This window comes from Amphibacillus sp. MSJ-3 (genome assembly GCF_018919165.1).
Lineage (GTDB): Bacteria > Bacillota > Bacilli > Bacillales > Amphibacillaceae > Amphibacillus.
Genome location: NZ_JAHLQM010000029.1, coordinates 21,628 through 30,671, shown reverse-complemented (window position 1 = coordinate 30,671; position 9,044 = coordinate 21,628). Strand labels below are relative to the sequence as shown.

10 protein-coding genes, 2 tRNA genes and 1 rRNA gene are annotated in these 9,044 nt (G+C 36.7%); 10 read left to right on the top strand and 3 right to left on the bottom strand.

What is annotated here, in order from left to right; translation table 11 throughout:
- The first annotated feature begins 7 nt into the window (after positions 1 to 7).
- The 8 genes from rrf to tsaD all read left to right on the top strand — a co-directional run bounded on the left by rrf (position 8) and on the right by tsaD (position 4,343).
- Positions 8 to 120 (top strand): 5S ribosomal RNA (gene rrf, locus KQI76_RS09325).
- Between the two features lie 177 nt (positions 121 to 297).
- Positions 298 to 374: transfer RNA gene (locus KQI76_RS09320), tRNA-Met, on the top strand.
- A 78-nt stretch (positions 375 to 452) separates the two neighbouring features.
- A tRNA-Asp gene (locus KQI76_RS09315) sits at positions 453 to 529 on the top strand.
- Between the two features lie 218 nt (positions 530 to 747).
- Positions 748 to 1,725, top strand: coding sequence for a thiamine-phosphate kinase (thiL, locus tag KQI76_RS09310; protein ID WP_216400040.1), 978 nt, complete (start codon positions 748 to 750; stop codon positions 1,723 to 1,725).
- Positions 1,726 to 1,734: 9 nt separating this feature from the next.
- Positions 1,735 to 2,184: a tRNA (adenosine(37)-N6)-threonylcarbamoyltransferase complex ATPase subunit type 1 TsaE gene (gene tsaE, locus KQI76_RS09305; RefSeq protein ID WP_216400039.1), complete on the top strand. Its 450-nt coding sequence runs from the start codon at positions 1,735 to 1,737 to the stop codon at positions 2,182 to 2,184.
- Positions 2,181 to 2,876, top strand: a complete 696-nt coding sequence (gene tsaB / locus KQI76_RS09300) for a tRNA (adenosine(37)-N6)-threonylcarbamoyltransferase complex dimerization subunit type 1 TsaB (RefSeq protein WP_216400038.1) — start codon at positions 2,181 to 2,183, stop codon at positions 2,874 to 2,876. The genes tsaE and tsaB overlap by 4 nt, the downstream gene beginning before the upstream one ends.
- A complete protein-coding gene (gene rimI, locus KQI76_RS09295; protein WP_216400037.1) occupies positions 2,869 to 3,315 on the top strand; it encodes a ribosomal protein S18-alanine N-acetyltransferase in 447 nt (148 codons plus the stop codon). Before tsaB ends, rimI begins: the two co-directional genes overlap by 8 nt.
- Positions 3,312 to 4,343: a tRNA (adenosine(37)-N6)-threonylcarbamoyltransferase complex transferase subunit TsaD gene (gene tsaD / locus KQI76_RS09290; RefSeq protein ID WP_216400036.1), complete on the top strand. Its 1,032-nt coding sequence runs from the start codon at positions 3,312 to 3,314 to the stop codon at positions 4,341 to 4,343. The genes rimI and tsaD overlap by 4 nt, the downstream gene beginning before the upstream one ends.
- Positions 4,344 to 4,670: 327 nt before the next feature.
- On the opposite strand, the gene KQI76_RS09285 is transcribed toward tsaD, so the two are convergent.
- Positions 4,671 to 6,596: an ABC-F family ATP-binding cassette domain-containing protein gene (locus tag KQI76_RS09285; RefSeq protein WP_216400035.1), complete on the bottom strand. Its 1,926-nt coding sequence runs from the start codon at positions 6,594 to 6,596 to the stop codon at positions 4,671 to 4,673.
- Between the two features lie 173 nt (positions 6,597 to 6,769).
- Between KQI76_RS09285 and KQI76_RS09280 the strand changes: the two genes are divergently transcribed.
- Entirely contained in the window at positions 6,770 to 7,402 is a 633-nt protein-coding gene (locus KQI76_RS09280; RefSeq protein WP_216400034.1) for a redox-sensing transcriptional repressor Rex, read from the top strand.
- 36 nt (positions 7,403 to 7,438) lie between these two features.
- Here KQI76_RS09280 and KQI76_RS09275 read toward each other — a convergent pair whose 3' ends face one another.
- The gene (locus tag KQI76_RS09275; protein ID WP_216400033.1) at positions 7,439 to 7,636 is read right to left on the bottom strand and encodes a YdiK family protein; all 198 of its coding nucleotides are present in this window, start codon (positions 7,634 to 7,636) and stop codon (positions 7,439 to 7,441) included.
- A 7-nt stretch (positions 7,637 to 7,643) separates the two neighbouring features.
- Positions 7,644 to 8,351 carry a CPBP family intramembrane glutamic endopeptidase gene (locus KQI76_RS09270; protein ID WP_216400032.1) on the bottom strand — a complete coding sequence of 236 codons (708 nt, stop codon included), beginning with the start codon at positions 8,349 to 8,351 and terminating at the stop codon, positions 7,644 to 7,646.
- Positions 8,352 to 8,758: 407 nt separating this feature from the next.
- On the opposite strand from KQI76_RS09270, the gene groES reads away from it, so the two are divergent.
- The gene (groES, locus tag KQI76_RS09265; RefSeq protein WP_216400031.1) at positions 8,759 to 9,043 is read left to right on the top strand and encodes a co-chaperone GroES; all 285 of its coding nucleotides are present in this window, start codon (positions 8,759 to 8,761) and stop codon (positions 9,041 to 9,043) included.
- The last annotated feature ends 1 nt before the right edge of the window (position 9,044 follow it).

Here is a 9,044-nt window from a genome sequence, read left to right as displayed (position 1 = left end):
ATCATGATTTAGTGACAATAGCGAAGAGGTCACACCTGTTCCCATACCGAACACAGCAGTTAAGCTCTTCAGCGCCGATGGTAGTTGGGTTTTCCCTGCAAGAGTAGGACGTCGCTAAGTCAGAAATCTAAATTGTCCCCCTATTATTATCGCGGGGTAGAGCAAAGCCGAAAAGCATCAAGAGAAAACATCAAATGTAGGCTTTGTGAGGAGTGCAAGCATCCTTGAAATACTAACAATACGACGAACAGTCATTTAAGTATTAAACAGGAGCAAAAATTTAATATTTTTTATTATCGCGGGGTGGAGCAGTCTGGTAGCTCGTCGGGCTCATAACCCGGAGGCCGTAGGTTCAAATCCTGCCCCCGCAACCAAATTATATTTCACTTATCAAATCAAGCTGTCATCCTTTTTTTTGAAGCTTTTTTGTTAATAGATAATACATAAGAATAGGTCCGGTAGTTCAGTTGGTTAGAATGCCTGCCTGTCACGCAGGAGGTCGCGGGTTCGAGTCCCGTCCGGACCGCCATAAATATAAAAGCCAAACTGTTTTTTCCTTTCTACAACGAATGAGAAAAAACAGTTTTTTTGTTTGCCCGATCTTAATTAGATTAATTAGAGTAGAACTATTTATTTCAAAAAGAAGCTAATTGACATTAAATATATAGATACTTTTGTGAATCCCCATTTCTATTAGTGAAATCTTTTGCTATGATAGGAATAATTGATGAAAGGGTGTTTAATCATATGAATGAATTTGAGTTTATTGATTCCATAAAACAAAAAACATACCGAAATCATTCGATTATAAAGGGAATTGGTGATGACGCGGCTGTATTCCGTCAGCCTTATCAAGACATTGTCACTGCTGTTGATACATTTGTCGATGGGATCCATTTTTCAAGAAAAACGATGGATCCATATTACATTGGTTATCGTGTTTTGGCTGCTAATATAAGTGATATGGCTGCAATGGGTGCAGACCCAATATCATATCTGATTTCTATTGTAGTACCAAAGGATTGGCATGATAGTGACTTAAAAGAAATTTACCGAGGATTAAACACAATCGCAACTGAATATCAACTTGATTTGATTGGAGGGGATACAGTTATTGGCGAACAACTTGTTTTATCAGTTACAATTAATGGAGCGGTTGCCCCTAATAAAGCGCGATATCGGACTCTGATGCGACCAGGGGATTATATTTTTGTAACAGGTACCTTAGGTGATGCTTCTGCTGGACTGGAACTTTTATTGAATGATAATATTAAATTAGAATCTAATCATAGGGACTATTTAATAAAACGGCATCGCAGACCAAGTCCAAGAGTAGCATTTGCTAAAGGATTAGCGTCGATTGACCGCCTTGCGCTGAATGATATTAGTGATGGAATATCTAGGGAGGTAAATGAATTAGCCCAAGCATCCCAGCTTACTATTTATTTAGAAGTAGAGGACTTTCCTATCTCAGATGCACTAAAACAATTTTCACGTGAGGAACAAGTAAATCATATTCTAAATGGTGGAGAAGATTTTGAATTGCTTGGGTCGGTTGCCCCTAATCAATGGACTTATGTAAAAGAGATAGCAAAGAAAACAAATACACCAATTAAAAAAATTGGGATAGTAAAAGATGAAGAACATAACAATGGTAAGGTTTTTATAATGAAAGATGACGAAAAAAGGCAACTTCAAGCAAGTGGTTATGTTCATCGGAACTAGGGTGGTTATATGGAAACAATAGAACTAAAGACGGAATTAGAAACAAAACAATTAGCCGGAAAGTTAGCATTATTATTGCATCCCAATGATGTGGTCACATTAACAGGCGATCTTGGTGCAGGAAAAACAACCTTTACTAAAGGAATAGGTGAAGCTTTAGGCGTAAAACGAACGATTAATAGTCCAACTTTTACAATAGTTAAGAGTTATCAAGGCCTGCTCCCACTTCATCATATTGATGCCTATCGTCTTGAAAACAGTGAAGAGGATATTGGCTTTGATGAGTACTTTCATGATGGGGGTATCACGGTAGTGGAATGGCCCCAATTTATTGAGCCATTTTTACCTGAAGAGCGCCTAGACCTTGTCATAGAGAAATTAAGTGGAGAAGAACGTTTAGTCACTTTAAAACCCAAAGGTCCTTCTTTTGAAAAAGTTTGCGAGGAGCTAATGAAATGACGATTTTGGCGATAGATACATCAAACGATGCACTTGGAATTGCTTTGTATCAGAATGAACAAGTGATTGAAGAGTACATTTCGGTTAATAAAAATAAACACTCCGCACGTTTAATGCCTGCTGTCGATCAACTATTAAAAAATGCTGAAGTGAAGCCAGAGGATTTGAGTAAAATTGTTGTAGCAAAGGGACCTGGTTCTTACACAGGTGTAAGAATTGGTTTATCCGTAGCCAAAGCAATGGCCTGGTCATTAAAGATACCGATTGTTGGTATTTCTAGTTTGGAAATATTATCATTACAGGCCCAGGGAAGGGGATATTCAGTCTGCCCTTTCATTGACGCTAGAAGGGACTTAGTGTTTACTGGTTTATATGATAGTAACGGACAGATAGTGATCAATGATCAAAATATTTTAATGGTTGATTGGCTTGATAAATTAGCTGAAATATCCAAAAAAATTATCTTTGTGAGCCCTGATTTAAAGCAGTTTGAAGATATGATAATTGAAAAACTAGGGGAAAAGGCGATCTTCATGCCTAAAGGCTTTCATGTGACACGCCCTGGCTTACTTGCCCTTGCAGGGAAGAAGCGACCAGGAGAGGATGTTCACCAGCTAGTCCCAAGTTATTTGAGGTTAGTGGAAGCAGAGGCAAAGTGGTTGGCTGAACAAGAGGGTAAACAAGATGGATGACGTGATGATCCGACCAATGGAATTAAGGGATTTAGATCAAGTAGAGGAGATTGAAAAAAAATCATTCACGACAACTTGGTCAAAAAATTTGTATAAAAGAGAATTAATTGAAAATGACTTTGCCCATTACTTTGTGATTGAGAAGCAAAATAAGATGATTGGTTTTTGTGGGATTTGGTTAGTCCTCGACGAAGCGCAGGTAACGAATATCGCAATTGACCCCAATTATCGAGACAAGGGCTATGGAACCTTGTTATTTCAATATATGCTAAAAAGGGCGATGATCAAAGGTGCTGCTAATTTATCATTAGAGGTTAGAAAATCAAATACTCAAGCACAAGGACTTTATAAAAAATTTGGATTACAGCCAGCGGGAATACGGAAAAACTACTATACTGATAATAATGAAGATGCGATTGTTATGTGGGTGAAATTATGAAAAAAAATCAAAGCAAATATATATTAGCGATTGAAACGAGTTGTGATGAGACAGCAGTTGCTATTATTGAGGATGGCCAAAAGATTATTTCAAATGTTGTTGCTTCACAAATAGAGAGTCATAAGCGCTTTGGCGGTGTTGTACCAGAAATCGCTTCAAGACACCATGTTGAGCAAATAACACTTGTTTTAGAAGAAGCGCTTAATCAAGCGAAGATGTCAATTGATGAAATGGATGCGATTGCTGTAACAGAAGGGCCAGGGTTAGTTGGTGCTCTACTAGTCGGAGTTAATACAGCTAAAGCACTGGCTTTTGCCCATCAAAAGCCATTAATTGGTGTTCATCATATTGCAGGACATATATATGCAAACAGATTAGAAGAGGAATTTTTGTTTCCATTACTTGCTTTAGTTGTTTCCGGTGGACATACAGAACTTGTCTTAATGCGTGAACATGGGCAATTTGAAGTTATAGGTGAAACACGTGATGATGCAGCAGGTGAGGCTTACGATAAGGTTGCTCGGACAATGGGTTTACCTTACCCGGGGGGCCCAGAGATTGACCGCCTTGCTCAACTGGGCTCAGATACATTGGATTTCCCCCGCGCTTGGTTGGAGGAAGATTCATTTGATTTTAGTTTTAGTGGATTGAAATCTGCTGTTATTAATACATTACACAATGCTAAGCAAAAAGGGATCGAATTAAAGAAGGAAGAAGTAGCCGCAAGTTTCCAAGCCAGTGTTGTAGAGGTGTTAGTGGAGAAAACCTATCGAGCTGCTAAACAATATCAGGTTAAGCAGGTGATCATCGCTGGTGGTGTCGCTGCAAATACAGGTTTACGCCATGCTTTGAAAGATAGATTTAGTAAAGAGACAATAAAATTATCAATCCCACCACTTCGCCTTTGTACAGATAATGCTGCAATGATTGGAGCGGCAGGGATGATTGCTTATCAAAAAGGGATAAAAACAGACTGGGCAATGAATGCAAATCCCGCTTTAGATTTAGAGGCTTATGGTTCTAGATAAAAAAGTTACTCACATCTTATCCACAAGTATGTGAGTAACTTTTTCAAATTCAATGAAAACAACAAATAAACTGTGCACAAAAACGGTGGATAAGATAGGGATAACCTGTGGATAATGTGGATAAGTCGCTTTATAACCGCTAATTTAAACTTCTTCCTGTGGATAAAAGTTATCATCGTTAAAAAATAAAAAGGCTTGCTGGTGAGTCAAAACCTCTGATCACCAGCAAGCTTCTTATTAAGGAAAAATTCTGATCGTAGATTAACTGTCTGTAAACCCTTCACAAAACCTTGGCTGGAAGTATAAAGCTTATTAAAGTGGGGAAGCTTATTCTTGTAGAGCTTCCCACACTTCCATTAATCCTTCAATCTGCTCGTTAAGCTGTTGATTGTGTTCCGTTATTTCTAAGGCTTTCTGATGGTCTTGATAGACCTCAGGTTTAATTAGCAGGGCATCGTTATTTGCAATTATTGTTTCTAATTGCTCAATCTGCTGCTCAATCTCTTCAATCTTTCTCATACGTTTACGAGCTTCCTGTTTTTTTAACTTTTCCTCATGGTAGTTCGTTTTAACGACTGTCCTATCGATGGGCTTATTACTTTCTTGTTGATTTAAAGCTTCAATTTCCGCTGTTTCTTGTTTTTTATCCACATAATAATCGTAATCACCTAAATAAACAGTGACCCCATCCTGGGCCTGTTCAATGACATGCGTAGCAATTTCATTAATAAAATAGCGATCGTGAGATACAAATATAATTGTTCCAGGATAATTAATTAAGGCAGCTTCGAGTATTTCTTTACTATCTAAATCTAAATGGTTTGTCGGTTCATCTAGAATTAGCAAGTTTGCTTTTTGCATCATAAGCTTGGCCAAAGCCAATCTAGCCTTTTCGCCTCCACTTAGTGTCGAAACAGGCTTTAATACATCGTCACCTGAAAATAAGAAGTTTCCTAATATTGTACGAATTTCTTGTTCATTCACTTGAGGATAGTCATCCCACAGCTCCATTAGAGCAGTTTTATTAGAATGAAGCTTGGCTTGTTCTTGATCATAGTAACCTATTTCTACATTTGTACCGAGGATAATCTCTCCATGACTGGCTTGATAATCCCCGATAATTGTTTTTATCAAAGTTGTTTTCCCTACACCGTTAGGACCAACTAAAGCTATTCGATCTTGTCGATTGACTTTAAAGTTTAATTGTGAAAAAACAAATTGATCTTCACCAGGGTAACGAAAGGCTAAATGATTAACTCTTAATACATCATTCCCACTTCTCTGCTTGATATCAAAATGAAATGAAGCAGATGCTTCCTCTCCCTTTGGCTGATCAATTCGTTCCATTTTTTCGAGCTGTTTTCGCCTACTTTGGGCTCTTTTAGTTGTTGAGGCCCGGACTAGGTTTCTCTGAATGAAATCTTCCGTCTTTTTTATTTCAGCTTGTTGTTTATTAAATGCTCTAAGTTCACGTTGATAATCCAATGCCTTTTGTTCTAAATACTTTGTATAGTTACCATGATATTTCTTAGACTGCCTATGTGAGATTTCATAGACAATATCAACGGTTTTATCAAGAAAATATCGATCATGTGAAACAATTACAACAGCACCTTGGTAGCCTTTCAAAAATTGCTCAAGCCAGTTTAAAGTTGTTATATCTAAATGGTTTGTCGGTTCATCTAAAATTAATAAGTCCGGTCGAGAAAGTAAGAGTTTCCCGAGAGCCAGTCTCGTCTTTTGCCCACCACTCAACTCAAGAATTGGTGTATTAAAATCATAGTTTGAAAAATTCAACCCATGTAAAACAGCTTGGATATCAGATTCATATTGATAACCACCACGTGCTTTAAAGTCAACGATGCGTTGATCATATTGATTTAATAACTGCTGATATCGTTCAGTATCGGCAATTAAATCAGGATTACCCATCTCTAATTCCATCTCACGCAAGGCTTTTTCTTCTTGAATTAGGGAATGAAAAACACTACGCATCTCATTCCAAATGGTCTCTTCGGTCTCTAGACCAGTATGTTGGTCCAAATAGCCTAAGGTCATATCCTTAACACGATGAATTTCACCCTCATCATAAGGTAATTGTCCTGCCATAATTTTAAGAAGTGTTGACTTACCAGCACCATTTCGGCCGACAATGGCAATCCGATCGTGAGTCTTAACTTCAAGTTTAATATTTTTTAATATAGTTTCAGCACCAAAGTGCTTCACTAATTGATTTATTTGCATTAAAATCATCTTTGTTCACCTCATCTGTCTCAGTCTATCGTATCATTTGATTGTCTAACAAGTAAAGGGTTACTAAATTTATAAAAAGTTCACTTGTTAAACAGACATTGAATGAATATTTTGATACACTAGTATTAATACACAAGGTTAATTATGAAATTGTAAATAAAGGAGAATGAACGATGGAACCACAAAGCAAGATTCCACAAGCAACTGCTAAGCGCTTACCCTTATACTATAGGTTTTTAAATAATCTACATCTACAAGGAAAAACAAGAGTATCATCAAAGGAATTAAGTGATGCTGTTAAAGTAGATTCAGCAACGATTCGACGTGACTTTTCTTATTTTGGAGCGCTAGGTAGAAAAGGCTATGGTTATAATGTGGAATATTTATTAGAATTCTTTCGAAAAACATTGCATCAAGATAAAACAACGGATGTCGCTTTGATTGGTGTCGGTAATCTTGGAACAGCATTTTTGAACTATAATTTCACTAAAAATAACAATACTAGAATTGTTAAGGCATTTGATGCGAATCCAGATCTTGTTGGAGAGAGGGTTGGTGAGGTTACTGTTGAACATATTGATCAGTTGGCAGATCAATTAAAGGATATTGAAGCTGCAATTCTAACCGTTCCAGGTCATGCGGCACAAACGATTGCGGATACATTGGTGCAAGCAGGGATAAAGGGGATTTTAAATTTCACACCCGCCCGAATTACAGTACCGACTGATGTTCGAGTGCATCATATTGACCTATCTGTTGAACTACAGTCCTTGGTCTACTTTATGGAACATTATCCAATCAACTAAAAAAATAGACAGATTGCCTTTGATTAGGCAGCCTGTTTATTTTTTGTTACGTTTTATTTTAAAATGTAGTTGAAAAAGTCGAATCGAAACACCAAAGTCTAATGAAGCGACAACTGTTAGGATGATTGTCACAGGATTAAATACGGTGTCTTCAATTGATTGGAAGGCAAAATAAACAAAGATAGCTCCAATTATTAAATAGAAAAATGCATTAAGCAATGGTGATACTCGCATAAAGCCCTTAACCCCCGATTAGAATCGCTTGAACTTGATTAATCTCTTCTATAATATGCTCAGCGAAAAATAATTGAATAATTATAACAAATGTATTCATCGATACATGAGCAAGAATCGGTACAATAACCCGTTTTGTTTTTACATAAATAAAAGCAAAAACAAAGCTCATGACAAAATAAACGAGTAGATGAGTAAAATCGTTATGAATCACAGCAAAGATCAAACCAGATATTGTACCGGCTATGATAAAATTTGTTTCTTTATATAATTGTCCAAAGATAATTTTCCGGAAGATTATTTCTTCAAGAATAGGACCAATTACTGCAACAACGATAATAAAGATAGGAAAGCTACGAGTGATTTCCATAATTTCAACTGTATTTTGTGATTGTTCCTGTATACCTAAAAGTTCTGTTTGGATCATTCTAGCTATTGACTGCCCAGCTAGAGCCATAAAAAAGCCAAGAATTGACCAAACAACGGTCATTGTCGGACTTGCCCGATCAGGATCCTTAGGAAGTGTTTTTTCCTTTCTAAGCAAAACGAGTGTGATTAATAAGGCAAGAACAAAGCTGGTTATTTGCCAACCCATAACCAAGTTGTTATGAGTAGATGGATTTAGTTCCATCTTTGATGATATTATTGCCACAGGTAAAATAGAAAGTTGGGCAACTATATAAGTGACGATAATTCCTAAATAACGTTTAGCCATTCAGTAAAACCTCCTAATAAAAAAGACTAATAAACGTATTTTATCATAAAAGCCAGATAGAATTAAACGAAAATAGATCATTTTAGATTGCGGTGTCAAATAGATAAAGTGAACCTTCACTTCATAAGGACCACTTCACTAGATAAAGCTAAGTTAGCGATCTATTCGTCAGTCCTTGTCAAGTAATTAATGGATAGATGTTGGGATTGTTTCGAATCATGGAGAAGGCCGCTTGATGATTGATTTAAAATTGCCTGAGAAAATATTATTTTTTTAAAAAAAGTTAATCACTTTGCTTGCAAAATGAAATGGGTTTTATTATTATAGTAATTGTGTTAGCACTCAATGTCGCTGAGTGCTAAAAAAATATCAAAAAAACTTTAAAATAAATGGAGGAGGTTTTTAATATGTTAAAACCATTAGGTGATCGTGTCATTATTGAACTCGTTGAGGAAGAGGAAAAAACAGCAAGTGGCATTGTACTTCCAGAGTCTGCGAAAGAAAAGCCACAACAAGGACGTGTTGTTTCAGTGGGAACTGGTCGTGTAGCAGATAATGGAGCTAAAATTACTCCAGAAGTAGCAGAAGGCAACACAGTTGTTTTTGCTAAATATGCAGGAACTGAATTGAAATATGAAGATAAAGAATACTTAATTCTTCGTGAGGACGATATTTTAGCAATTATTGGCTAAA

Bases quoted from the DNA above. Each gene is read 5' to 3' on its own strand.
- thiL (WP_216400040.1), top strand. From the start codon at position 748: ATGAATGAATTTGAGTTTATTGATTCCATAAAACAAAAAACATACCGA.
- tsaE (WP_216400039.1), top strand. From the start codon at position 1,735: ATGGAAACAATAGAACTAAAGACGGAATTAGAAACAAAACAATTAGCC.
- tsaB (WP_216400038.1), top strand. From the start codon at position 2,181: ATGACGATTTTGGCGATAGATACATCAAACGATGCACTTGGAATTGCT.
- rimI (WP_216400037.1), top strand. From the start codon at position 2,869: ATGGATGACGTGATGATCCGACCAATGGAATTAAGGGATTTAGATCAA.
- tsaD (WP_216400036.1), top strand. From the start codon at position 3,312: ATGAAAAAAAATCAAAGCAAATATATATTAGCGATTGAAACGAGTTGT.
- KQI76_RS09285 (WP_216400035.1), bottom strand. From the start codon at position 6,596: ATGATTTTAATGCAAATAAATCAATTAGTGAAGCACTTTGGTGCTGAA.
- KQI76_RS09280 (WP_216400034.1), top strand. From the start codon at position 6,770: ATGGAACCACAAAGCAAGATTCCACAAGCAACTGCTAAGCGCTTACCC.
- KQI76_RS09275 (WP_216400033.1), bottom strand. From the start codon at position 7,636: ATGCGAGTATCACCATTGCTTAATGCATTTTTCTATTTAATAATTGGA.
- KQI76_RS09270 (WP_216400032.1), bottom strand. From the start codon at position 8,351: ATGGCTAAACGTTATTTAGGAATTATCGTCACTTATATAGTTGCCCAA.
- groES (WP_216400031.1), top strand. From the start codon at position 8,759: ATGTTAAAACCATTAGGTGATCGTGTCATTATTGAACTCGTTGAGGAA.